Genomic DNA, 22870 nt, shown 5'->3' on the forward strand with positions numbered 1-22870 from the left:
ATCGCAGTTTATTGGATTTCAAACCACTAATATAAGCCTGACACTGTCAGTCAAAACTCTCAATACTCATAAAACTCTGGAAATAATAAACCTTGTGGCTCTTGCAAAGAAATTTTCTTCTTCAAGCGATAAGCTGTACGCACATGCATACCAGAAACCGCAGCCGCTGCATCTACCGACCAGCCCTTTTGCAGCGCTTGCATCATTTTTTGCCGCCGTTCAGCATCTCTACCAAGGGGGATAAGAAGGCGCACACCAGAACCATTAAAACAAAAATGGTTGATGAGTTGCTGCGCCTCTTCAAACCCAACAATTTCAATCAACCAATCCGCATTCTCAAGACGCCCAGGGATATAAACTTCTCGCCCACCAAAAGCCCGCATCATATTCCATGCTGCTTCACTGCCCGCAACATCAGCTATTTCACGCAATAAGGCAGGAAAATCGCTATAGATTTCCTCTTGCATGCATGCTTACCCCTCGCTTTTAACACTTTTACGGATTTTCCGCCCCCAAACATTCATCACTTCTCTAAAGTCGCCCCCACTCATCTCACCCAAAGCTTTACCACTTAACGCCATAACACTTTGATGAAAAGATTCCACATCAAACACAGCATCGGGATTCAAACGCTTCCATTGGGCACACAAAATCAAATATCCTGGCATTTTCTGCCATGAATCTTGAATCTTTTTCCCTTTCCAGTCAACCCCACCCTCACGCTGCAACCAACCTTTCAACGCCTCAATAGCTCTGCATGCATCATCGCTATCGCGTAAAAAACGAATATGATCAATCCCTGTCTGTCTTTTCACAAAGGCAAGCAACGCTTTATCTGAACGATCACGAATAATGCCAAGATTCCACCCAGCAATCCAGAGCGCCTGGAGCTTCTTAGCATATTTACCCTCTAAACGCTTCACATTCGGCTCAAAACCACACGCTTTCATTTCAGCGACGACTAAACGCTTCTCTAAAAAGTTCAAATCTTTCGCCGATTGCTTGCCTGTCAAACGATAGAGCAGTGCGCGATAGGTCTCATCATCAAGACCTAAGGCGCGTTTTCCCATATGAAGGACAGCTAAAGACATGTCACCCCCTCACGTCTTCGCCAGATCAATGGTTACAGCACGCCAAGCGCTTTCCAAACTATCGCGCTCATAAAAACGCACATATTCCTTAGATGTCGTCACTCGGATCGCTTCACGGATCGCCCGCATCGCCTCTTTCCAGCGTGGATCATCAATATCCAAACGCAACAGCATAAAGATCTCCCCCCGATTCACCTTGCCTTCTTTATCCGTATTAAAAGCACGCGTAATAATCGCACGGATTTCAGGACGCGCATCCGCAGACCATTCATTTAAACACTCATCAAGAAGGCTTTTGGCAATTTGCAATTGCGGTCCAAAATCAACACTTTCCTGTACTTGCACTTTAATGCGTTGCAAACCATCAAAGCTTGTGTAAGTACAATTGCCCTTTTTGCCACGCCGCTCCACACCATATTCTTGCGCAAGCAAGCTATCAAAATCACTCAAATCCGCAATCGTATGGTTGTTAAAACGTGCAATCCTTGCCGATAACTCTTTCGCAAAACCCATAATTTTGCGCACCGTTTCATCCTCTAACAAATCCGCAGGGCGGATCAGGCTTACCGGCACCAAAGCCCCTTTTGCATCCTTCATATAACGCGTGCCTTCAAGTTCAATTTGTGGATTCATCACCAATGTCCTCCTTATGTTTTTTGAAACCGACGAAATGGCACAACATCCCCTGAAGAAGGCGCACATCCCGCTTTCAATTGCCAACGACACCGCATAAGCTCATGACCTAAAATGTGGTTATAGCCTGCCAAGCGGCGCAAATACTCATTTAATTCTCGAACATCTTGTCCATGCAAAAAAATCCCATCCATTTCATGTTTTAACAAGGCAGAGCGCAAAGCAATCAAGCAATCTCTCACCATATAAGGGTTCCGTTCCATCATTTTCCGCCTCCAAAATCCATATAAATCACACGATTGCTCTCATCCGCATCAGAGCTGTCACACTCAGCCAAAACTTCTGCAACTTCAGCTTCCAAAACCGCATCCGCCTCCCCCAAACGGTGAACACTCAACTCCAATTCAAGCAATAACGCCAAATCAACACACAATTTAAGCTTTTCTCCAATATCAAAACCGCATTGATAATCGTCATAAAGACCAACAAGCGTATCGGATAATTCTTTGTCGCATAAAGGGATCATGCCAATTCCTCCACGTTGCGGTTTTTCCATGCGGCTTTGACATGTTTAAGCGTCACCTCACTCTCATCCCCAAGAGCTGCCATACGCGCCAACATCATAGTTTTATCAATCTGCCGTAAAGCCCCAGCTTTCAAACCAATACCGGTCAAAAACTTTATCGCACCAGCATCTTCAATCCCCCAATCGTGAATGCGCGCCGCAATATCCTCACTATAAGGTTTGCGACGTTTCAAATGCATCGCCAATCGGCTTTTAATTTGTGCATAAGAAGGTCCATTTTGACGATGCACGAGACGTCCCGAAATCTCATCATTGCCAACCAAAGCAAGCCCCGTACCATTGATATCAACAAAGTGACGCAACTGATTAATCGCCTCATCCGTTAAATTTTGCGCCTCATCAACGATCAACAATGTTCCACCCCCCACACGCTCTAATCTCTTGCCAATGGCACGCGTTAAGCGGGTGGGATTATATTCCACCACTTCCAATTCTGCTGCCATATCATTCAAAATACCATGAACACTGCGCGTATGCGGACTTGCTGTCACCAGATAAACATGCGGGCGGGTAGAGCGGTAATAGCGGCAGGTTTCCGTCTTGCCACTCCCCGCATCAAGCGTAATCATCACCATATCCCCCGTACTTTGTGCCAGTGTTAGCGTGTCAATGATTTCACAAGCTATACGGTTCTTTTGAAACGCAGGCTTTTCTGGGATTATCTCCAAAAGCCCTGCCGTTTCTTTTAATGTTTCAACCCATTGTTGAACCTTCGCATTTTGCTTGCCCAATTGCCCCGCATAACTGCCCGCATACCACTGCGAAAAGGTGCCATCCGGCATGCCAATGCGCCGCGCCACCTCTGCCTTAGTCCAATCATTCGTCTGTGCCAGAGCGATCACCGAATCCACAAGCGTGTTCCATAAAGCAATATCATCACTATTGCGGTTTTGGGCTGTCCCATCGGGCTGTTTTTTAGGGCGCGCCCAAGGATTTTTATCAACGGTTGCATTTATCGCGTACTTCATATATATTCCCCTTTCGTATTGATTTAGACATCGACAAGGGGAAGGCTAAAATCTTGCCCCTTGTCTTTTGTCTTCAATGAACATTTAAAACCGTACGCGATACTAAAACGGCTAACCTGACAAATCCCCCTCTCTTTCTCACACATCGGAGAACTTGCTAACTTCAAGGCTCCGCGCTCAAATCAAGGCAAAAGAACCTGAAAACTTAATTATATTGATTAGACTTTGAAATGGATTAAGACTTCTCCTCCCCCCTTTCTTTATTAACGCTTCAAGCTGGTACGCGATACAAAACCAGCCCCCCTTATAGGCACTCTTGTAAGTCCCCCTCTCTTTTCCTATCTTCTAGGAAACTTGATCACTTCATGCACCTCACTTGAAGCGCTAAGGCGTCTTAAAGCTTGGTGCAAATGTTGACTAAATTCTTGCGCATCCAAAGCCTCATCATCCCCTAAAACCGCATCATGAGCCTTTAAAGCGAGATTCCCCGCATTCTTTGGCATCAAACGACTTACCTTTGGGGAAACAGAACGCTTGGATTTTGCATCATCACCCCTCCTTGCAACTTTTGCATAAACATCCGCCAATTGATCCGGCGCAAGCTTTGCTGCCAACTGCTTTTCTGCTTTAACAGCTCTCACATATTCTTTACGCAAACGCCCATTCAAACGCGCTGCCTGCTGGTCGTAAAAACCCACATCCGCAAGGCAAGGTGCTAAACAAAGCAACTGATTATTCAAATCATAAACCCGCAAATCTTGGTGCAAATTATCCGGGTCAAAGCGCACAATCACCTTTTCTCCCGCATAGCTATTCAACGCCCGCGCCCAATAACGATTGCCATAAAAATGAATCTCACCTGTCCCCTTTTGCGTACGCAACGCCTCTGAAGTCAAAAGCCATAAAGCCCTCTGGGCTGCACTTGCTTGCCGAACTATCGTTCCCTCTGCTTGCAAACTCTCAGTAAAGGTCTCATCAAAACTGCGCCCCGCACAATTAACCGCTTTGCGTCCCGCTTGCGCATTATGTGCCACAATCTGCGCACCAACATGGGCTTTAAACGCTTCAAATCCTATCGCGCGCCGCCCATAATCTTCCGGCTTGGCATCCGGTTTATTGCCCGTATAAGCCCCCGCACATAATGGGTGTTTTGAAATCGCTTCTGCCAAATCACGCCATGCCCGCTCAATCGGTTTCGATTGTCCGCTATAAGGGGTGGTCCATTGCAATTGAATACCCAAACTCGTCAAAAGACCCTGCGGTTCATCCGCCTTAATCTTAAAACGAAAGCGGTTTTGCACACCTCCAGAAATCCACTTGCTGGTAAAAGCACGCCCATTATCCAAGGTCATACGCTCTGGTATCCCATAAGCCTCCACCATGTCCCCAATCACCAAACGCACGATTTCCCAAGTCTCAGCATCCGATAAGCGCCATGATAAAATCTTCCCCGAATAAAGATCTTGAATGGCAATCAAATAAAGCCGCACAGGCTTCTCTGTCCAAGGAACGCTCACAAAAACATCCAGCTTATGCCCGTCCATATTCACAGCTTGTAGTGCATGCAAGCTTGAGCGATCACGCCGTTGGGCGGGATAAAGCTTTTTTGCCGTCTCCTCTCCCTCACGCGCTAAAACCACAACCGCTTTGGAAACTTGCGCCTTAAAACGACGCCGCAAAGCCCGCTCTGAAGGAATAGGCTCCCAACCTTTCTCCCGTGCAACCGAAACCATCCGCCGATAACACGCCGAAAAAGCAGGGCGAGAAGAGCGTAAATAATCCGAACATAAAACCTCCCACGCCCCCTCATGACAGGGCGCAAATTGCGAAACAGTCTCCTCACCATAACAAGGCGCCAGCGCTGCCAACCAATCAGGGCGCTCATATCCTTCAACCATCTGCCGCCAATTAAAAAGCGACATCCGGCTAACCCCAAACTGCACCGCACACAAACTTGCTGCATCATGCACACCCATACCGGCATGAAGTAAATCCTCCATAAAGCAAAGTGCCTTCAAACGCTCTTCACAGCGCCTTTTATGCGCCTTTGAAAGCCCTTCATAACGCACCCAAACACTTTCCTTTTGCATGCTCTGTTCTGCCCTTTGCAAAACATCAACACTCCCCTCCCGCAACAACAACGCCGCCCGCGCCCCCTCCGGCAATAAAGAGATGTGATACTCCCAAACTGGCTTGGTCTTGCTTTCCACCTTCCGTGAGAGTTCAGAATTTTTTCTCCAATATGCCCGTCCGTGGTTTTCAAGACTTTTATATGTTTTTGGCAATCCTGGCAAAGCCGCTTCAGCCAATTCAGCAATACTAAACCACTCTTTCATGGCTGCCCCCGTCTAATACGAACCGGAACCGCACGCATCGCTTTCAACCGCGCCGCAATCTCACGCTGTTCCTGCTGCAATCTTGCAATTTCTGCCAAACGCGCTTCATCCCCTTGCAACAACAGCAAACCATCTTCACTCACCACCTCATCCCAGAGCCAAAATGCCTCTGTCGCCCGCACAAATGCCTTAAACCGCGGCAGGGAAATATCCACCTGCTTACTTTCCGCAACATAAGCATCCAAACTCGCCTTACTTAAACAACCAATGCCTAAATAATGCGCCATACGCTCTGCAATCACACTGCGCTCAACCCGGCATTCACGCAAAGCCCGCGCCATCGCCCGCTTAATGCGTGAGCGAAACCGCCCTAAATCAATCTGCGCAACGGGTTCACGGCAAGGAAAAACCGGACGTTGAAAAAAATCAAGTTGATGAGAACCACGCGTCTTCATGCCTGCCCCTCCCCCGATTGCTTGTTCAAATAATCATAAAACCGTGCCCGTGTCTGTGCATCCGCTCTCTGCCACACACTCAACAATTGAGCAAAAATCCGTTCCTGCTCATTAACTTTCGGGGGTATATTAATCCCATTGACCAAATCAACAGCCCGCCGTAAATCCCCCTCAACCTGTTGCAAAGCAATTGCCACCCGCCGCTGCGCAACCGGCTCCATCTTCGCCAACTTCAACAACTGCGCTTGGTTATCCGCCAACGCCGTCCCCCGCAAAACAGACCGCAACTCCGGCTGTAAATGCCGTGCAATACAGTTGAGACGTTTTACAACATCTTGAGAAAAACCAATGCGGTCCGCCACATGTTTAGCAAAAGATAAAACTGTCCCTTTGCCATCCTTTCCCTCTATTTGAGCAATAGGTGCAAGTTGCACCAATTGCTCAAAATCTGTTTCACCACCGATCAAAGGTGCAACTTGCACCTTTGATTTTTTATCCCCTTCACACCCAGTTTCATGGTGCTCTGAAGAACCATCTTTGGGCAAAGGGACAACTTGTCCTTTTGCCACTTTGTCCTTTGTATATTGATTACCACCGATCAAAGGGTAAACTTTACCCTTTGATTTTCTGTCCCCACCAACCTTAATCTCCCCATACTTCTTTTCCCACAATTCACGGTAAGTCTGGACAAAAAGCGCACGGTCAATAACAGACAATTCATTGCGAAAGAGGTTTTCTGCCACTTCTAAAAGCGCGGCATTCTCTTTATCTGCTTGCACCACAACCGCTTCAATGGCGCTATACCCTAAAAGCTCCGCCGCCCGTAACCGATGCGCCCCCGCAATCAAAGTATAATGCCCCTCTTTAGCATTGGGGGTATGGCGCACTGTAATCGGGTTCATTAACCCCTCCCGCGCCATCGATTGCGCAAGTGCCTTGGCATGCTCATCATCAACAGGGCGTATACGCTCCGGTACAACAATCAAATCTAAAGCAATCTCTTGAAACTGTGCCATCACGCCCCCACCTTTCTGATCTCTTTAAAGAATAAATCCATCGCACGCCCCGCCCATCTTCGATAAGCTTTCGCAAAAACGGGTTCTTCCAAACGCCGGTTAATCACTTGCATAGATAGAGAAATAGAAGTCCGCTGACGTGCCTGTATCGCAACAATACGCCGCCGCGGCACCTCAAACTGATAATGCAAAATATGAATAACAATCTGTCGTGCTAACGCCGCATCAAATAAGCCATGCGGAGGGTCAATAATATACCGGATTGGCAGATGCTTAAATCCACTACTCACGGCTTTTAAAGAACAGGAAAGCATCACCTGTAAACGTTCAACTTCTGAATAAGGATTAATGATATCGCTTCTGACATCTGGGGTCCATAAATTACAAGCAGCAACCATAACCACCCCCTATAAAAACAATATGACCACCATCTAACCGCCAGAACCAACCCATGCAAACGGCTGTTCTATGATGCAACTCTATGCAATTTATCTTGCCTATTTCGTACTGATCTTTAGACATTGATAAACCTTTTTATCTTATGGTATTTAAATTCATGGCAAATGCGCAAAAACGCAAAGCCGTGTAACGAAGTTCAAGCAGCATTCCCACGCAAAGCAGAATGCGCACGCGAATCTGTATTGGCATGTTTTGCTGCTTTAAAAATGCGACGGCGACTTTTGGGGTAGCGGTCGCTAAAAACCTGCTCGACGGGCAAACCGATAAAATCGGCAATGGCGCGTTCGGCTTTCTCGTTAGACCGTGTCCAAATGTGTTGAACACTGGATGACGAGAGTTGATAAGCTTTCGCGAGCTCCGCCAAGGTCATGTTACGGCGGCGTAGCTCGGCTAAAATACTATGGCGATCCCATACTTGAATGCATGTTTGGGTGGTTGTCATAAACTTCGCTCCTGCTTCAAACGGATGCTCAAACCATCCGTTTTTTGTGGGGTTAATTGTAAAATATCTGCCCTCTATATCGGGCGGTAATTAGAGGTATAATGCAAAAAATGCATTAAGTCAACGCAATATTTGCATTATTGTGTAATTTGTGGCAAAAAAAGAAATTGAACCCAAAACAGAACAGGCAAAGCGGTTACGTTTGATACGAGAAAGCTTAGAGCTTAATCGAGATCAGATAGCTACCCGTTTAGGTATTAAAAAAGCAATTTATGACCATGCTGAAAGAGGGACCACTTTTCCCAATGTGGAATTTTTGACTGCTTTATCACAGCAATTAAATGTCAACTTAACTTGGCTAATTACAGGTGAAGGCGAAATGTTTATGGAAGTAACGAAAGTTACAGATTTAGCGCCTACTATCCCTGCTGGACTCATGAAAAAGCTTGGTCGCATAGCTTATACAACCTATCGCGATGCTAAAATAAAACTCCCCCCTGAAGATATAGCGGAACTCGCGGCGGAACTTTATAAAAAACTGCAAGAGCTGGTTCAAGACATTAATGACACGGAAGAAATAGAGCTTACTTTGCCTCTCCTAAAATTGCATTTAAAGCGTCAAATAGAAGCTGAAAGAGCACATCTAGAAACTACACAAAATACGGCTTAATGCCTCTCTAAAATGAAAAATTGATATGAAAATCTTTTTACATTAAAAAAATAATATAACCATTTGATTAATAAGTATATATTACCTCTAAAAGGAGATAATCATCAATAGGTGAAAATCTTTTTTGCTTTTTTGGTCATTTTTGGCTGATTTTGGAATCAATTGAACTTTTGGATTGATTTTTTTCAAAGGGTCTTCAAAGGCGGTTTTCTGGGCTTTCACAGACTTTTCAAAATTTTTCACAGGGTTTTCAAAGACCTTTCAAAGCCTTCTCTCATTTTTACCATGAAAACGCACTTTTTTCTGATTTTCGGTAATTTTCGCAATTTTAGGTGTCAAAATACAATTTTACAAAACGCGCATTTAATGGTAAAAATTGTACATAAAAACAACAAATTACCACGTATTCCTACCTAATCCCACCTAATCCCACTTAGTATAAAACCTAGTGTCAAACTACATAAAGCGTAGAGCTTAATGATCTTTTCTTCCATGCCAACGGGTACAGATTTTTTGCCAATCTCAACAGAAGACAAAAATGATACGGATACATCTAATTTCTCAGCCATATCTAAAAGGCGTTCAGAGTGATCAATACGAAGTTTGCGTAAAATTTTGCCAAATGATGTAAGCATATAAAAAGTCCTATTAGAGAAGAAATATTTCTGCTGATTCTAACAAATCTTTTCAAAATTTTCTTCAATTATTGCGAATCAGAACTTCTTTTCTAGGCGTTTTTTTTGCCGTACCTGCTGTCCAAAGGGTCTCTACTTCTAAAAAATCAAAATCTTTAAAGATCTCTCTTACAGCATCACAATCATTCAGACTCAAAACAAATTTGCCTTGAATACCTTTAAGAACTTTTGCCATGCTCTCAAAATCATCTTCAACAAAATTCCCAGAGCTATAGCACTTCTTCTTTACAAGATAAGGTGGGTCTAAATAAAACAAACTATCAGGTGCATCAAATAACTTCACAACCCGTTCCCACGATATGTTTAAAATAACTGTATTAAGCAGTTTTTTCCTAACACGTTTCATCCTTACTAAAAGTTTGTCCGGATTAAAGCTTACCGTTTTTTTTCCTACAAAGCTAAAAGAGTAGTAATCTTCTTTCCCAAAGGAAGCATTCCCCATCCATCCAGAACCATTCGTGCCATAGGTATAGCCAACATTCAGGGAAGCACTTTGCGAATGATTGTGCGTGCTTTGCGTATTTTGTGCACTTTCAAAGGTGATATTTTGTCCTGCACTCAAGTTAATGTTCCCACTCCCTTCATCATTGATCAGAGGGTTTGTACCAGCAATAATATCAGTACCAACACCATGGATGTTGCCTTTGTGAGCGTTCATGTTGACAGCATGTCCCCCTTGTATGGTCGTTGTTGTCGCATTGGTGCCTTGAGAAGAGGCTTCTGCCTTATGAGACTGAAACCCTGCTGTGATGCTGGCTGAAGCATCAAGACCATTAAAAAGAGTATCCTTGGTTACTCCCCCCTTCATCCCATTATAAAGACCTGTTCCTTTGTTATAGAGATCATAGCCTTTCAAGCTAACAATCAAACCATTGCCGATTTTGTGTTTTGTATCCCCATGACCAAAACGTTTTGCCGCATCCTTTACGTCTTTTACAGTACCAATAATGCCAACATTGACAGAAGCTGTCACACCGGCAAAAAACTTTTCATGCTTTTCTTGTGTATTAGTGGTATCATAGCTTTCCGACAGTGTGATATTATTGCCTGCATCAATATTGACATCACGATTTGCCGAAACATTTGTCGCTTGAAAATTCGCATCATTGCCGGCATTAAAATTCGCATCATTGCCCGCATAGAAATTAGATGCTGTATTAGTCTTTTCCCATTGATCGCCCGTATCTTTATTGCTCTCAACACCAACACCAATAGAGCCACCACTGTTGCTCTTTTCAAATTGAATGCCAAAGCCCTGTGCGTTCTTCCTTTGAGTTTGCGCTATGACTATTGTGACCAGGTGAAACGTTCACATTATGGGCTGCCGAGACATTAATATTTTCCTCTGCATTAAAGTCAGAACCCACCACGTTCACATCTTCTTTTATAGCGGTGATGGTAATATTTTTTCCATTGAGAGAAGAGCCTTGATGTTCAAAGCTTTCCTCATTTTCTGTCTTGGATTCACTTCCATATATCGACACAAAGCCCTTGCCAGATCCCACACCAAAACCCGTTTCAGACTTTTCTGAATGGCTCTTATGATGGTCTGTCATGCCATTAATCGTCACATTTTCTGCCGCAACATTGATGTCTTGATCTGCAATCATATGAGAAGCCGTAATTGTGGCATCTTTTTTTGCTTGCAAATCAATATTGCCCGTCGCCAAAAAAATGGAGGAAACCGTTGTGGTATGGGATTCAGCTGTATTGGAAGATTCCTCATGCAAAAAACCACTTTTTGAGGATTGTTGTTGCTGATCATACTTCTCTTGCGCACCTTTGATGAGAATATTTCCCAGAGTGAATGGTAATATCCGCTTGCTTCTGATCAGATGTTTCCTCTGCCTTACCGGCTGTGAGAACCGATCCTGTGATTGCCGTGTCATTCCCCGATTCAATGGCAACCCCCTTGCCCCCCGATATCAATGAACCAGAAACTTCTGTTGCATCCATCTTGTTATGTTCGGATTTGCTGCTGCTGAACATCCCTCCCTCTTTATGGTAGTTCATCTCATAATGTAAGCTATTTTCCGCATTGTTGATGAGAACATCGTGGCTTGCTTTCAGCCCCACCTTGCCATCAGCTGCAATGGAACTGCCCGTAATGGTGAGATCATGTGGTTTGCCATCCTGCCCCGCAATAGCCGTGATATCTCCCCCAGATTTTATCGAAGAGCCAACAGCAACAGAGGCTTGCATATCCACTTTAAGATTTTTATTCTGAAGATGATATTCCATCTCATCGGCTTTAGTATCTATTGTGATATCCCCTTGGGCACCAAGAGCGACATTGCCCTTTGCATCTATATCGGAGGCAGAAACATGGATATCTTTTCCAGCTATGACCGGCAATATCAGTGTATAGAGAAATCGCTCTATCCTCATCTCCAAAACCATAATCACCATACCAAATACAGAGATTTTGAAAGAATTCAAATCTGGACGATTATTTCCACTCCATTACTTATTATTTATTTAACTGGTTATATTCTGTATCTGCGTCCCACCTCATCATAGTAGCCTTTAGCTATAAGAATAAAAGCAGATTTGATTATCTATTTTAATAACTAGAACAACATATTTAGTGATCTATTGTTAATATCACCAGATTAATTCTACAATAGTACATTGAATTAATATGTATTTTTTATGTTATATGTTTTCACAGTTAAATTGAAATCATATTGAGATATATCTTGCTTTTTATCTCGATATTTAAAAAGGCTAATCTAAAAATTACAAACCATAAATTTTACTTCTCTTAAAATCATTTTCTTATTTGTCACAAAACTTAATAAACAACTCAAATGACCATTTTAGTAAAATTTTCTTCTTTTTAGATTTAGATAATGAGAAAAATTATTATTGAGGATGATGTTAAATTGAAAAGTTTGGTGCACCCGACAGAATTCGAATCTGTGACCTCTGCCTTCGGAGGGCAGCGCTCTATCCAACTGAGCTACGGGTGCTCCACACCGATTATCAAAATCAGTTGTGGTCTTTTAACTAATCATACACTCAGCTTCAATGCTAAATTAGCATTCTAATAAAAAAATTACTTATTTGTAAATTATCTAGCAACGTAATCTTTTTTCTTTTCTACAATGATACTTTATCTTGAAATAGCTTCTCTTTTGGTCTTCAATACTCTTTTTATTATAAAAATAGCTTTTATTATAACTTCAAAACTCTCAAAAAATAAGTTACAAGATGCGTTATAATTATCAGGATAATTCTTAAATGATTACATTACCAAGTCGCTTTCATTTTATTTCCGCAGAGACTGAGGAAGCTATCAAAGCTACCCAGAAATTAATTTCCGTCTACGGTCATTCTTCTCTGGAAGAAACTGATATTGTTGTTGCAATCGGTGGTGATGGAACAATGTTACAAACCGTACGAGATGTTATGAACACTGGAAAACCTATTTACGGTATGAATCAAGGTTCTGTAGGATTTCTTATGAATGAATTTCATGAAAAAAAATTGCCCGATCGTATTGCTGTCGCCCATAAAAAAGAAATTCATCCCTTACGCATGATTGCAAAAGCTGAATATCAAGAATCTATCGAGGCACTTGCAATTAATGAAGTATCCCTCTTTCGGCAATCTTATCAAGCAGCAAAAATTCGTATCACCATTGATAACAACATACGTATGGAACAATTAAGTTGTGATGGTATCCTCGTCGCGACACCTGCAGGATCAACTGCCTATAATTTATCAGCACAAGGACCTATTCTCCCCCTTATGGCCCCTCTTATGGCTCTCACCCCTGTTAGCCCTTTTCGCCCAAGACGTTGGCATGGCGCATTGCTCCCCAATACAGTAACGGTGCGTTTTGATATGCTCGAACCTGATAAACGCCCTGTCAATGTTGCTGCGGATAATGTTGAGGTTAAATCTGTCCATTCAGTGACTATTTCAATGGCAACAGAAGTAACAGCTTCAATCCTTTTTGACTCAAGTCATTCATGGGATGAGCGTATTTTATCAGAACAATTTCGCTATTAATGATTGTATTATGCGCTTTATATGTATATGATTGTTATAGTTGGCTTTTTTGTAAAAGCATCTTAACACTCTTTAAGAATGAAGAATATTAGTTGTACATATCGTTGAGATAGCGAAGTTAAAAGTACAGAGCAATTGATAAAAAAATGATACCATCTTTGAATAGTTTTGATGATTTAGGTCTTTCCTCAAAGGTTATTAATGCTGTAAAGTTAGCAGGATATACAGTTCCAACGCCTATTCAAAGTGAAACAATTCCTCATGTTCTTCAAAGAAAAGATGTTCTAGGAATCGCTCAAACAGGAACGGGTAAAACCGCCTCTTTCGTATTACCTATGCTCACTCTCCTTGAAAAAGGTCGTGCAAGAGCACGAATGCCCAGAACACTCATCCTAGAACCAACAAGGGAAATCGCAGCTCAAGTTGAAGAAAATTTCGATAAATACGGAATAAATCACCGTTTAAATGTTGCTCTTTTGATTGGTGGCGTTTCTTTTGAACACCAAGATCGTAAACTTGAACGAGGAGCGGATGTTCTTATCGCAACACCAGGGCGACTTCTTGATCATTTCGAGCGGGGTAAATTACTCCTGATGGGCGTTGAAATCCTTGTTATTGATGAAGCTGATCGCATGTTGGATATGGGCTTTATTCCTGATATTGAACGTATCTGTAAACTAACCCCTTTCACGCGTCAAACTTTGTTCTTTTCTGCTACAATGGCGCCAGAAATTACAAAGCTGACAAAACAATTTTTACATTCTCCTGTATCCGTTGAAGTTACAAAAGCATCCTCAACAGCAACTACAATTACACAACGGCTTGTCAAATCTGGAAATAAATCGTGGGATAAAAGAGCAGTTTTACGAGAGCTTATCCAAAATGAAGGTTCTAAACTTCAAAATGCTATTATTTTCTGTAATCGAAAGAGAGATATCTCTGAACTGTTTAGATCGCTCATCAAACATAACTTTAATGTAGGCGCACTTCATGGGGATATGGATCAATATTCACGTATGAATACCTTAGCCGATTTTAAAAATAATAAGCTTACGCTTTTGGTTGCTTCTGATGTTGCGGCCCGTGGGCTCGATATCCCTGCGGTAAGTCATGTGTTTAATTATGATGTTCCTACACATGCTGAAGACTATATCCATCGAATTGGTCGTACAGGGCGTGCAAATCGTCGTGGAAAAGCTTTTACAATCGTCACGAAAGATGATCAAAAATATATCAACGCTATTGAAGAAATAAGCAATGAAAAAATTGAATGGCTCAATGGAGATCTTTCGACTTTAATAACCGATGATCAAACAGAAGATATTGTTGTAAAGAAAAAATCTTCACAATCATCAAAGAAAAATGCTGCCAAAGACGCTCTTTCCCCCCCTAAAAAAACTGTAAAAGAGAATAAAATAGATTATATCAAAAATATGAAGCGTAAAAAAAATCCATCCGAGCAACAACACTCACGAAAAAATACGAATTACGCGCCCCTTGGATTCGGTGATGATATTCCAGCATTCATGCTCATAAAAACGCGTAAATAGGTTCGTACTTTACTCTCTCTAAGCGTACAATAAATAAAAAATGCTTTTAAAAAATTTCTCTTATTTTTTAGAGAGTTTTTCTATTACCTTTTCGCGGCCTAAAAGCTGCAAAAGCTTTCCCATTTCAGGTCCATGATCCATGCCCGTAAGTGCTTGACGTAATGGCATAAATAAAGACTTCCCTTTCCGCCCCGTTTGTTCTTTTAATGCTTTCGTCCAAACTTGCCAACTTTCATTCTTCAATACACCTTCAGGTAAAAAATTGAGTGAAAGCTGCACGAAAGCACGGTCCTCTGGTGCCACGGTATCAAAACTCTTTTCATCATGAATAATTTTCCACCACAAGACAGCATCATTAACTTTATCAATATTGCTTCTTATCGTATTCCAGAAATATTCTGCCTTTTCTCCTTCAATAGAAAGACTTTGAAGACGTGTTTTAACGTCCTCATAATTTAGTTCATGAACAAGATGACTATTCAGAGTACAAAGATCAGCAATATCAAATTTTGCAACCGATTTTGATGTATTTTGTAAATTAAAATGTTTTAAAAGCGCTTCTTGATGGGGATAGGGATGCACATTTTGCGATGTCCCAATCAAAACAGCAAGACATTGAACAGCTATCGATTCAAATCCTTCTTCCCGTAGGGAACGAATAGAAAGATCATTGTTACGTTTTGAAAATCCTTTTCCTAAGACTGTCGCCAATAAATTGAAATGACCAAAAACCGGTAATTCTGCACCCAGAGCTTTAAAAAGAGCAATCTGGGCGCCTGTATTTGTAACATGGTCATCGCCACGAATAATATGTGTAATGGCCATATCTACGTCATCCACAACAGACGGTAATGTATAAAGATAGGTTCCATCTTCACGAATAAGAACAGGATCTGAAAGAGAAGCCAAATCTATCGTCTGTTTTCCCTTTACGGCATCATTCCAGCAAACTTCTGTTCGCTTTGTTTGCAAAGGATTATTTTCAAAATTAGGAAGAAGAAAACGCCAATGAGGTTTACGACCTTGAGATTCAAAGTTTTTTTTATCTTCTGCTGTCAACTTCAATGCAGAACGATCATAAATAGGAGGCAATTTACGAGAAAGCTGGATTTTACGACGTCGTTCTAATTCTTCTGCTGTTTCATAACAGGGATAAAGCAAACCACGTTGTTTGAGAATTTCTGCTACTTCATCATATCGATTAAACCGCTTAGATTGATAATAAATTGCATCTGGTTGAATTCCAAGCCATTCAAGGTCAACAGTAATAGCATCGATATATTCCTGTTTAGAACGTTCAATATCTGTATCATCATAGCGCAAAATAAACTTTCCTTTATGCGCCCGTGCATAAAGCCAATTGAAAAGCGCACTACGAATATTACCAATATGAATATAACCTGTTGGAGAGGGAGCAAAACGAACTTTAACCATAAAAGAATACTCAATTTTTATCGCGAAAATGATTGACAATAGGATAACGACGATCGCGTCCGAAATTCTTGTAACTGATTTTTACACCGGGTGCAGATTGTCGCCTTTTATATTCAGCACCATAAAGAAGCTGTTCAATTTTCTCAACAGTTTCTCGTACATGTCCACGTTGAACAATATCACAAATACTCATGTCATTTTCTACAAGAGATTGCAAAATATCATCTAGAATAGGATAAGGGGGGAGAGAATCTTCATCTTTTTGATTTTCCCGCAGCTCTGCAGAAGGTGCTTTTTTTATAATATTGGGTGGTATGACAATTCCTTCTGGTCCCTTTAAATGATGCAAGTGATTTTTATTGCGCCACTCAGCTAATGCATAAACCTGCATTTTATAAATATCTTTAAGAGGATTAAAACCTCCATTCATATCACCATACAATGTTGCATATCCCACAGCCATTTCTGATTTATTGCCTGTTGTCACCACCATTGAGCCCAATTTATTTGAAAAAGCCATTAAAAGTGTACCGCGTATACGACTTTGAAGATTTTCTTCTGTTACATCAGCGGGTAAGCCTAAAAAAAGAGGCGATACTATATTCAAAAAAGCTTCAACAGCTTGCTCAATCGGTATGACTTTATAGTGACATCCCAAAAGATTGGCACATTCTTTGGCATCGTTTAATGATTCTTGCGAAGTATAATGATAGGGCATCATAAGGGTGCGAACCCTCTCAGCACCAAGAGCATCTACTGCCATTGCTGTACAAAGAGCTGAATCAATTCCTCCTGAAAGACCAAGAATAACATCTTTAAAACCGTTTTTATTGACGTAATCTTTCAAACCTAAAACACAAGCTTGATAATCAGCGGCTAATCCATTGAGAAGATTTTCATTAGGCCCTGAAACACAGTGCCACCCGCTCGTTTTTCGTTGCCAATGGCTCAAAGCAAGATGGCTGTCAAAGTGTTTCATTTGAAACACTTTTTTACCTTGTCTATTCAAAGCAAAAGATCCCCCATCAAAAACCAGCTCATCTTGACCACCAACCTGATTAGCATAGATAATGGGTACTCCAGATTGAAGTGCTTGCGTATGAACAACGTCTATACGTTTTAAGGTTTTATTACGATAATAGGGAGATCCATTAAGAACCAGAATAATTTCAGCACCTTTATCTTTAAGCTCTGTACTAAGAGAGAGATCATTCCAAATATCTTCACAAATCACTATTCCTAATTTTATCCCATGATAAACAATAGGCTCAGGACGTGGTCCGGAAGAAAATAGACGCTTTTCATCAAACTCAGCATAATTAGGTAAATCAAACTTAAAATTTTCAGCAATGACTCGCCCTTCATCAAGAAGCACGACACCATTGTAAATATTGCTATTACGTCTTAATGGAAGACCAATGACAATTCCTGGTCCGCCTACGGTTATTTTTGCTAGTTTTTCAACAGCCTCTTCACATGTTTTTGTAAAAGCAGGTTTTAAAACAAGATCTTCGGGCGGATAAGCACTTATAAAAAGCTCCGTGAATAGAACAAGATCAGCTCTCTCTTCTTTAGCCTTTTGATGTGCCATGACAGCTAAAGAAAAATTTCCTTCAATATCACCGACAGTAGGATTTAATTGGGCAACTGCTACCCGAAAGTTATCTTTCATAAGTCTTTATATCGCTTCATCAGTTTGGCAACCACAACTTTATTCTTCACCATCAGAAATATTATTTTTTTTAATTCTTTTCGTCCATAACGATCTAAAGTAAAAAATGTCAGACAAATTTTTACCTAGCCACCAGCAGCAAGTGCTAACGAGTCAGTTGCACGATTTTTCTTAAGGAGTTCAGCAACAAGAAAAGCTAACTCTAACGCTTGATCTGCATTTAATCTTGGATCACATTGTGTATGATAACGATCAGATAAATCATCTACAGAAATAGCATGGGCCCCACCCGTACATTCCGTTACATCACGACCTGTCATCTCAATATGAATTCCACCTGGATAGGTTCCCTCTGCACGATGCACTGCAAAAAAATTCTCTACTTCTTTTAAAACATAATCAAAGGGACGCGTCTTATAACCATTGGCAGTAATTGTATTACCATGCATTGGATCACATGACCATATCACCTCACGCTTCTCGCACTCAACGGCACGGATGAGTTTAGGTAAATAACTCTCAACCTTATCATAACCAAAGCGCGTAATAAGAGTAAGCCGCCCTGGTTCATTTTCAGGATTTAAAATATCAATTAATTTTAAAAGCTCATCAGATTCCATGGAAGAACCACACTTTAATCCTATAGGATTTTTAATACCGCGACAATATTCAACGTGAGCATGATCAATTTGACGTGTACGGTCACCAATCCATAACATATGGCCAGATGTTGCATACCAATTTCCTGAAGTTGAATCAATCCGAGTCAATGCCTCTTCATAACCAAGCAAAAGCGCTTCATGACTGGTATAAAAAGATGTTTCACGCAATGAAGAATGCGTTTTGGATGTAATCCCTATGGAACGCATAAAATCAATTGCTTCAGAAATACGCTCTGCCAATAATTCATAACGTTCCCCCTGCGGACTGTTAGAAACGAAACTCAACATCCATGTGTGAACATTTTCTAAATTAGCATACCCTCCTTGTGAAAAAGCACGCAACAGATTAAGTGTTGCCGCAGATTGGCGATAAGCCATAGACATCCGTTGCGGATCTGGAATACGAGAAACGGCTTCAAACTCAATGTCATTGATAATATCCCCGCGATAAACAGGAAATTCAATGCCTTCTCTCCTTTCAATATCAGAAGAGCGGGGTTTTGCAAATTGACCAGCAATACGACCAACTTTAACAACGGGTTTAGAATTCCCAAAGGTTAAAACAATCGCCATTTGCAAAAATACACGAAAAAAATCACGGATATTATCAGCTTCATGTTCTGCAAAGCTTTCAGCACAATCACCGCCTTGCAATAAAAAAGCCCTGCCTTTCGCAACAGCTGCTAATTCATTTTTTAAATCACGTGCTTCACCGGCAAAAACCAAAGGAGGATATCTTCTCAGCCTTCGTTCGACATCTTCTAACATAGACTTATCCGGATAAGTCGGAACTTGTTTAATTGGCCTTTTCCTCCAAGAGTCAGGCGCCCATTCTTTTATCATTACACGCTCTCTAAAAAAAATTAAGCTTCCAGCTTAGCATATCAAAAACTTTTTACCACACTACGGGGTGCTGTTTAATTTTCTATTTTCTTTCCATTTTCATATATATAACTTGGTTTATACATCGTTACTAATTCTTCTGCCATCGTTGGATGCACCGCCATCGTCTCATCAAAAATATCCTTCGTCAGCTTACCCTTAAGAGAAATTCCAATAAGTTGTGCCATCTCACCAGCGTTTTCTCCTAAAATATGAGCACCTACAACAATACGGCTTTCACCATCAACAATGAGCTTCATAAACATTTTGTCTGAACTCCCGGAAAGAACATTCCGCATAGGACGAAAAACTGTACGATAAATTTCAAGACTCTTATAACGCTGTATCGCCTCTTCTTCTGAAAGACCTACCGTTCCAATTTCAGGTTGTGAAAAAACGGCTGTTGTAATTAAATCATAATTAGGTTTTGTGGAAATATTTTCAAATGCGGTCTTAACGAAACACATTGCATCATGTATCGCAACAGGTGTTAATTGAATATGACCCGTTACATCCCCTACAGCCCAAATATGGGGGATATTTGTCGTCATTTTCTCATCAACAATAACACCACCAGACGCATTAACTTCTACACCGGCCCTTTCAAGTCCTAAACCCACTGTATTGGGCATACGCCCCGTGGCTAACATAACTTGATCCGTGTTGATCGTTTGCCCATTTGATAAAAGAACATTATAACTATTTTCTACCACCTGCACTTTAGAAACTGTCACTTTATAGAGAATAGAAATCCCTTTTTCAATCATTGCATCATGGAGCAATTGTCGTAAATCGTGATCAAAACCACGAAGAATTAAATCACCACGATGAAGGAGTGTCGTCTTTACACCTAACCCATGAAAAATATTAGCAAATTCAACACCAATATACCCTCCACCAACAATGATTATTGATTTTGGGAGTTCATCAAGATCAAAAATCTCATTAGAAGTCACGCAAAAATCGGCACCTTCTATAGTCATATTTGGTGCAACTTTTGCCCCCGTTGCAATCAAAATTTTTTCAGCAGTTACCCGCTCACCCGTAGTAGAAAGCTCTAATGTGTGATCATCGATAAAAGTAGCACGACTTTCGTAAATATGCACATTGTTATTTTCTAACCCCTGACGATATAGCCCTTCTAATCTTGATATTTCTTTATTTTTAGCCGCAACCAACTTTTTCCAGCTAAAAATTGGATCCGCATATTTCCATCCAAAACCAATGCTTTTCTTAAATTCTTTTGCATATTGTGAAGCATAAACATAAAGCTTTTTGGGAACACAACCACGAATAACACAAGTTCCCCCTATCCGATATTCTTCTGCTATAGCGACACGCTTACCAAGACCTCCAGCAAGCCTTGCTGCACGCACCCCACCAGAACCACTTCCAATAACAAATAAATCAAAATCAAAAGAGTCCACAAACTATTCCTTTTTATATATTTACAACGATAGGTTAAAGTCATTTATTATTAAGCGAAAGTCTTTTTTCTTTTAAAAAAATATTTTTCTATAAAGCAATAGTCTAAAAGAGTAGACTCTTAATAAAACATTTAAAACGGCGAAAAAACGCCGCTTTTAAAAGTAAGAAATTTCCGATTACAGTCATGATATCAGTCAAGTTATTTTTTATTTTCTGGAGCTTCTGATTTTATAGGCATAGTAGAATTATTCAAGTTAAGTGTTTCAGACATTTCTTTTTTCACATTTTCTACAAGATCCTGCATAAGAGCAGAGCGCCATACATCAAATGTAGAATAGGAATCACGTGCAATATTAGGAACTTCTGTCAAAAACTTTTTACCGGTATCAGAATTATAAAATGCTGTGATTGCATCAAGCTCTTTTTGCGTAAAATACTTTGCATACACATGGGCAATCTCTTTTTCTAGATCAGAGCGCCTTTTAATTAAAGCAAGCGCCTGCTTATCAACAATATCAGAAATAGCTGTTGCCAAATTCGGATCATCACTGATCAGTTCATTTTTAAAATCTTGGACTGCATTTGGTAAAAAACTATCAAATTGATCCGTTGCATGGATAGCCCTAATCGCCTTTCGGGCTGAATCTAAATGTTGATCACTCACACCCTGTGCATAAACCATTCCAATATTCACAAAAAAAACAGCAATTGTACTGAAACACACGAAAAAACGCTGAAAAGAAAATATTATTCTCATTTAATGATTACCCCAATCGCTAATTATAATTTAAATTCGTTATTCTACCCAAAATCTTTTTTTATTGTGCTAACACATCACCATGTAAATGTCTTTTCTAAAAATCAAATGGTTCTAAAATTTTTATTTGACCATCAGCCATAGCGATAATTGCACGTGAAGCCAACCCCAAAAAAAGACCATGCTCAACAACACCAGGAATGGAAAGAAGAGCATCCGATAATAATTTGGGCTGAAAAATGCATCCCCAAAATGCATCAAGAATAAAATGACCACCATCTGTTTTAAAAGGATTCTTTCCATTCATTCGCAATGCAATTTCTCCAGAGAGTCCTAAATTATCAGCGACTTTTTCGATGGCTTTACGTGTTGTATGGATACCAAATGGATTCACTTCAATCGGTAGTGCAAAAGCACCAAGTCTTTTGACCATCTTTGTTTCATCAGCAATGACAAGCATTGCACGAGATGCCGATGCGACAATTTTTTCATACAACAATGCTCCCCCTCCCCCTTTAATGAGCATCATCTCAGGACCAATTTCATCTGCTCCATCAATATCAAGATCCAGTTCATGTATTTGTTCTAAAGTGCGAACAGGCACTCCAAACTTATGACAGAGCTGTTCAGAATATCGTGAAGTCGCAACACCGGTCACATGTAAACCGTCTGCAACACGCTCACCAAGAAGACGAATAAATTCATTAACAGTTGAACCAGATCCGATACCAAGCCGCATATCATCTTCAATAAATTCAAGCGCTTTAATAGCTGCCCTTTTTTTTAACTGCTGAACATCCATGAATGACTTTACCTTTTATCCGCAAACAACATTTATCACCACTATTACTACCAATAATAATGATAATAAAAGGCAGTCTTTTTACTCAATCTATCTAAATTTAACCACCATCTCTTTTTGAAGAGATGTTACTCGTTATAGAAATATATGATAAGAATAAAATAGGATAATCAACAATTATCTTTTTTATTTCTCCGAAAAAATTTGGAGACTTTTCCTCATTCACAATAAAATCGATAAGCTAATCAATAAAAAAAAACGCAAAAATGTATCAGAAATATCTTCTGTTGTTTTTTGTTTTGTTAATTGTCCAGA

At 40.7% G+C, this 22870-nt stretch carries 24 protein-coding genes, 1 tRNA gene and 2 pseudogenes; 3 read left to right on the forward strand and 24 right to left on the reverse strand.

The genetic code is table 11. From position 1 onward, the window contains the following. Positions 1-59: 59 nt before the first annotated feature. The 12 genes from PVV59_RS06025 to PVV59_RS06080 all read right to left on the reverse strand — a co-directional run bounded on the left by PVV59_RS06025 (position 60) and on the right by PVV59_RS06080 (position 7986). Complete coding sequence (locus PVV59_RS06025; protein WP_273755270.1) at positions 60-467, reverse strand: helix-turn-helix domain-containing protein; 408 nt, start codon at positions 465-467, stop codon at positions 60-62. 6 nt (positions 468-473) lie between these two features. Further along, a complete protein-coding gene (locus tag PVV59_RS06030; RefSeq protein WP_273755271.1) occupies positions 474-1091 on the reverse strand; it encodes a gp16 family protein in 618 nt (205 codons plus the stop codon). 9 nt (positions 1092-1100) lie between these two features. Continuing rightward, positions 1101-1724 (reverse strand): DUF3164 family protein, encoded by a 624-nt coding sequence (locus tag PVV59_RS06035; protein WP_273755326.1) that lies wholly within the window; start codon positions 1722-1724, stop codon positions 1101-1103. A 14-nt stretch (positions 1725-1738) separates the two neighbouring features. Next, on the reverse strand, positions 1739-1990 hold the full coding sequence (locus tag PVV59_RS06040; protein ID WP_273755272.1) for a hypothetical protein: 252 nt from the start codon (positions 1988-1990) through the stop codon (positions 1739-1741). Then, positions 1987-2250, reverse strand: coding sequence for a hypothetical protein (locus PVV59_RS06045; RefSeq protein ID WP_273755273.1), 264 nt, complete (start codon positions 2248-2250; stop codon positions 1987-1989). The genes PVV59_RS06040 and PVV59_RS06045 overlap by 4 nt, the downstream gene beginning before the upstream one ends. Then, on the reverse strand, positions 2247-3278 hold the full coding sequence (locus PVV59_RS06050; protein WP_273755274.1) for an AAA family ATPase: 1032 nt from the start codon (positions 3276-3278) through the stop codon (positions 2247-2249). Before PVV59_RS06050 ends, PVV59_RS06045 begins: the two co-directional genes overlap by 4 nt. A gap of 338 nt (positions 3279-3616) precedes the next feature. Beyond that, positions 3617-5614, reverse strand: coding sequence for a transposase domain-containing protein (locus tag PVV59_RS06055; RefSeq protein ID WP_273755275.1), 1998 nt, complete (start codon positions 5612-5614; stop codon positions 3617-3619). Beyond that, a complete protein-coding gene (locus PVV59_RS06060) occupies positions 5611-6069 on the reverse strand; it encodes a hypothetical protein (RefSeq protein WP_273755276.1) in 459 nt (152 codons plus the stop codon). The genes PVV59_RS06055 and PVV59_RS06060 overlap by 4 nt, the downstream gene beginning before the upstream one ends. Then, positions 6066-7085 carry a ParB/RepB/Spo0J family partition protein gene (locus PVV59_RS06065; protein WP_273755277.1) on the reverse strand — a complete coding sequence of 340 codons (1020 nt, stop codon included), beginning with the start codon at positions 7083-7085 and terminating at the stop codon, positions 6066-6068. The genes PVV59_RS06060 and PVV59_RS06065 overlap by 4 nt, the downstream gene beginning before the upstream one ends. Continuing rightward, positions 7085-7483 carry a hypothetical protein gene (locus PVV59_RS06070; protein WP_273755278.1) on the reverse strand — a complete coding sequence of 133 codons (399 nt, stop codon included), beginning with the start codon at positions 7481-7483 and terminating at the stop codon, positions 7085-7087. The genes PVV59_RS06065 and PVV59_RS06070 overlap by 1 nt, the downstream gene beginning before the upstream one ends. Then, positions 7467-7607, reverse strand: coding sequence for a hypothetical protein (locus PVV59_RS06075; protein ID WP_273755279.1), 141 nt, complete (start codon positions 7605-7607; stop codon positions 7467-7469). Before PVV59_RS06075 ends, PVV59_RS06070 begins: the two co-directional genes overlap by 17 nt. Before the next feature lie 73 nt (positions 7608-7680). Beyond that, positions 7681-7986 carry a helix-turn-helix transcriptional regulator gene (locus PVV59_RS06080; RefSeq protein ID WP_005864619.1) on the reverse strand — a complete coding sequence of 102 codons (306 nt, stop codon included), beginning with the start codon at positions 7984-7986 and terminating at the stop codon, positions 7681-7683. Between the two features lie 151 nt (positions 7987-8137). Here PVV59_RS06080 and PVV59_RS06085 point away from each other — a divergent pair, with 151 nt between their 5' ends. Beyond that, positions 8138-8656 (forward strand): helix-turn-helix transcriptional regulator, encoded by a 519-nt coding sequence (locus PVV59_RS06085; RefSeq protein WP_273755280.1) that lies wholly within the window; start codon positions 8138-8140, stop codon positions 8654-8656. A 461-nt stretch (positions 8657-9117) separates the two neighbouring features. On the opposite strand, the pseudogene PVV59_RS06090 reads toward PVV59_RS06085, so the two are convergent. The 6 genes and pseudogenes from PVV59_RS06090 to PVV59_RS06110 all read right to left on the reverse strand — a co-directional run. Beyond that, positions 9118-9291 (reverse strand): annotated as a pseudogene (locus PVV59_RS06090) (XRE family transcriptional regulator); the annotation flags it as partial. A gap of 64 nt (positions 9292-9355) precedes the next feature. Continuing rightward, complete coding sequence (locus PVV59_RS09860) at positions 9356-10324, reverse strand: hemagglutinin repeat-containing protein (protein WP_273755327.1); 969 nt, start codon at positions 10322-10324, stop codon at positions 9356-9358. 78 nt (positions 10325-10402) lie between these two features. Further along, positions 10403-10651: pseudogene (locus tag PVV59_RS09865) on the reverse strand (hemagglutinin repeat-containing protein); the annotation flags it as partial. After that, positions 10587-11081: a hemagglutinin repeat-containing protein gene (locus PVV59_RS09870; RefSeq protein ID WP_342753274.1), complete on the reverse strand. Its 495-nt coding sequence runs from the start codon at positions 11079-11081 to the stop codon at positions 10587-10589. The gene PVV59_RS09870 and the pseudogene PVV59_RS09865, both read right to left, overlap by 65 nt. Before the next feature lie 31 nt (positions 11082-11112). Next, complete coding sequence (locus PVV59_RS09875; RefSeq protein WP_273755281.1) at positions 11113-11751, reverse strand: hemagglutinin repeat-containing protein; 639 nt, start codon at positions 11749-11751, stop codon at positions 11113-11115. Between the two features lie 495 nt (positions 11752-12246). Further along, positions 12247-12323, reverse strand: a tRNA-Arg gene (locus tag PVV59_RS06110). Between the two features lie 271 nt (positions 12324-12594). Between PVV59_RS06110 and PVV59_RS06115 the strand changes: the two genes are divergently transcribed. Both PVV59_RS06115 and PVV59_RS06120 read left to right on the forward strand, forming a co-directional pair. After that, entirely contained in the window at positions 12595-13368 is a 774-nt protein-coding gene (locus PVV59_RS06115; protein WP_273755282.1) for an NAD kinase, read from the forward strand. Positions 13369-13514: 146 nt separating this feature from the next. Continuing rightward, complete coding sequence (locus PVV59_RS06120; RefSeq protein WP_273755283.1) at positions 13515-14918, forward strand: DEAD/DEAH box helicase; 1404 nt, start codon at positions 13515-13517, stop codon at positions 14916-14918. A gap of 60 nt (positions 14919-14978) precedes the next feature. Here PVV59_RS06120 and gltX read toward each other — a convergent pair whose 3' ends face one another. The 6 genes from gltX to rpiA form a co-directional block, all read right to left on the reverse strand. Continuing rightward, positions 14979-16352 carry a glutamate--tRNA ligase gene (gltX, locus tag PVV59_RS06125; RefSeq protein ID WP_273755284.1) on the reverse strand — a complete coding sequence of 458 codons (1374 nt, stop codon included), beginning with the start codon at positions 16350-16352 and terminating at the stop codon, positions 14979-14981. Between the two features lie 10 nt (positions 16353-16362). Beyond that, entirely contained in the window at positions 16363-18024 is a 1662-nt protein-coding gene (locus PVV59_RS06130) for an NAD+ synthase (RefSeq protein WP_273755285.1), read from the reverse strand. 125 nt (positions 18025-18149) lie between these two features. After that, the gene (locus PVV59_RS06135) at positions 18150-19529 is read right to left on the reverse strand and encodes a class II 3-deoxy-7-phosphoheptulonate synthase (RefSeq protein WP_273755286.1); all 1380 of its coding nucleotides are present in this window, start codon (positions 19527-19529) and stop codon (positions 18150-18152) included. A 74-nt stretch (positions 19530-19603) separates the two neighbouring features. Then, positions 19604-20995 carry a glutathione-disulfide reductase gene (gene gor, locus PVV59_RS06140; protein ID WP_273755287.1) on the reverse strand — a complete coding sequence of 464 codons (1392 nt, stop codon included), beginning with the start codon at positions 20993-20995 and terminating at the stop codon, positions 19604-19606. A gap of 200 nt (positions 20996-21195) precedes the next feature. After that, entirely contained in the window at positions 21196-21753 is a 558-nt protein-coding gene (locus PVV59_RS06145; RefSeq protein WP_273755288.1) for a DUF2059 domain-containing protein, read from the reverse strand. A gap of 97 nt (positions 21754-21850) precedes the next feature. After that, the gene (gene rpiA / locus PVV59_RS06150) at positions 21851-22555 is read right to left on the reverse strand and encodes a ribose-5-phosphate isomerase RpiA (protein ID WP_273755289.1); all 705 of its coding nucleotides are present in this window, start codon (positions 22553-22555) and stop codon (positions 21851-21853) included. Positions 22556-22870 lie beyond the last annotated feature (315 nt).

Source organism: Bartonella sp. MM73XJBT.G, assembly GCF_028618435.1.
Taxonomy (GTDB): domain Bacteria; phylum Pseudomonadota; class Alphaproteobacteria; order Rhizobiales; family Rhizobiaceae; genus Bartonella.

Bases quoted from the DNA above. Each gene is read 5' to 3' on its own strand.
- PVV59_RS06070 (WP_273755278.1), bottom strand. From the start codon at position 7,483: ATGGTTGCTGCTTGTAATTTATGGACCCCAGATGTCAGAAGCGATATC.
- PVV59_RS06080 (WP_005864619.1), bottom strand. From the start codon at position 7,986: ATGACAACCACCCAAACATGCATTCAAGTATGGGATCGCCATAGTATT.
- PVV59_RS06060 (WP_273755276.1), bottom strand. From the start codon at position 6,069: ATGAAGACGCGTGGTTCTCATCAACTTGATTTTTTTCAACGTCCGGTT.
- PVV59_RS06135 (WP_273755286.1), bottom strand. From the start codon at position 19,529: ATGATAAAAGAATGGGCGCCTGACTCTTGGAGGAAAAGGCCAATTAAA.
- PVV59_RS06025 (WP_273755270.1), bottom strand. From the start codon at position 467: ATGCAAGAGGAAATCTATAGCGATTTTCCTGCCTTATTGCGTGAAATA.
- PVV59_RS06035 (WP_273755326.1), bottom strand. From the start codon at position 1,724: ATGAATCCACAAATTGAACTTGAAGGCACGCGTTATATGAAGGATGCA.
- PVV59_RS06030 (WP_273755271.1), bottom strand. From the start codon at position 1,091: ATGTCTTTAGCTGTCCTTCATATGGGAAAACGCGCCTTAGGTCTTGAT.
- PVV59_RS06120 (WP_273755283.1), top strand. From the start codon at position 13,515: ATGATACCATCTTTGAATAGTTTTGATGATTTAGGTCTTTCCTCAAAG.
- PVV59_RS06130 (WP_273755285.1), bottom strand. From the start codon at position 18,024: ATGAAAGATAACTTTCGGGTAGCAGTTGCCCAATTAAATCCTACTGTC.
- PVV59_RS06065 (WP_273755277.1), bottom strand. From the start codon at position 7,085: ATGGCACAGTTTCAAGAGATTGCTTTAGATTTGATTGTTGTACCGGAG.
- rpiA (WP_273755289.1), bottom strand. From the start codon at position 22,555: ATGGATGTTCAGCAGTTAAAAAAAAGGGCAGCTATTAAAGCGCTTGAA.
- PVV59_RS06040 (WP_273755272.1), bottom strand. From the start codon at position 1,990: ATGATGGAACGGAACCCTTATATGGTGAGAGATTGCTTGATTGCTTTG.
- PVV59_RS06115 (WP_273755282.1), top strand. From the start codon at position 12,595: ATGATTACATTACCAAGTCGCTTTCATTTTATTTCCGCAGAGACTGAG.
- PVV59_RS06045 (WP_273755273.1), bottom strand. From the start codon at position 2,250: ATGATCCCTTTATGCGACAAAGAATTATCCGATACGCTTGTTGGTCTT.
- PVV59_RS09875 (WP_273755281.1), bottom strand. From the start codon at position 11,751: ATGGTTTTGGAGATGAGGATAGAGCGATTTCTCTATACACTGATATTG.
- PVV59_RS06145 (WP_273755288.1), bottom strand. From the start codon at position 21,753: ATGAGAATAATATTTTCTTTTCAGCGTTTTTTCGTGTGTTTCAGTACA.
- PVV59_RS06075 (WP_273755279.1), bottom strand. From the start codon at position 7,607: ATGTCTAAAGATCAGTACGAAATAGGCAAGATAAATTGCATAGAGTTG.
- PVV59_RS06055 (WP_273755275.1), bottom strand. From the start codon at position 5,614: ATGAAAGAGTGGTTTAGTATTGCTGAATTGGCTGAAGCGGCTTTGCCA.
- PVV59_RS06050 (WP_273755274.1), bottom strand. From the start codon at position 3,278: ATGAAGTACGCGATAAATGCAACCGTTGATAAAAATCCTTGGGCGCGC.
- gltX (WP_273755284.1), bottom strand. From the start codon at position 16,352: ATGGTTAAAGTTCGTTTTGCTCCCTCTCCAACAGGTTATATTCATATT.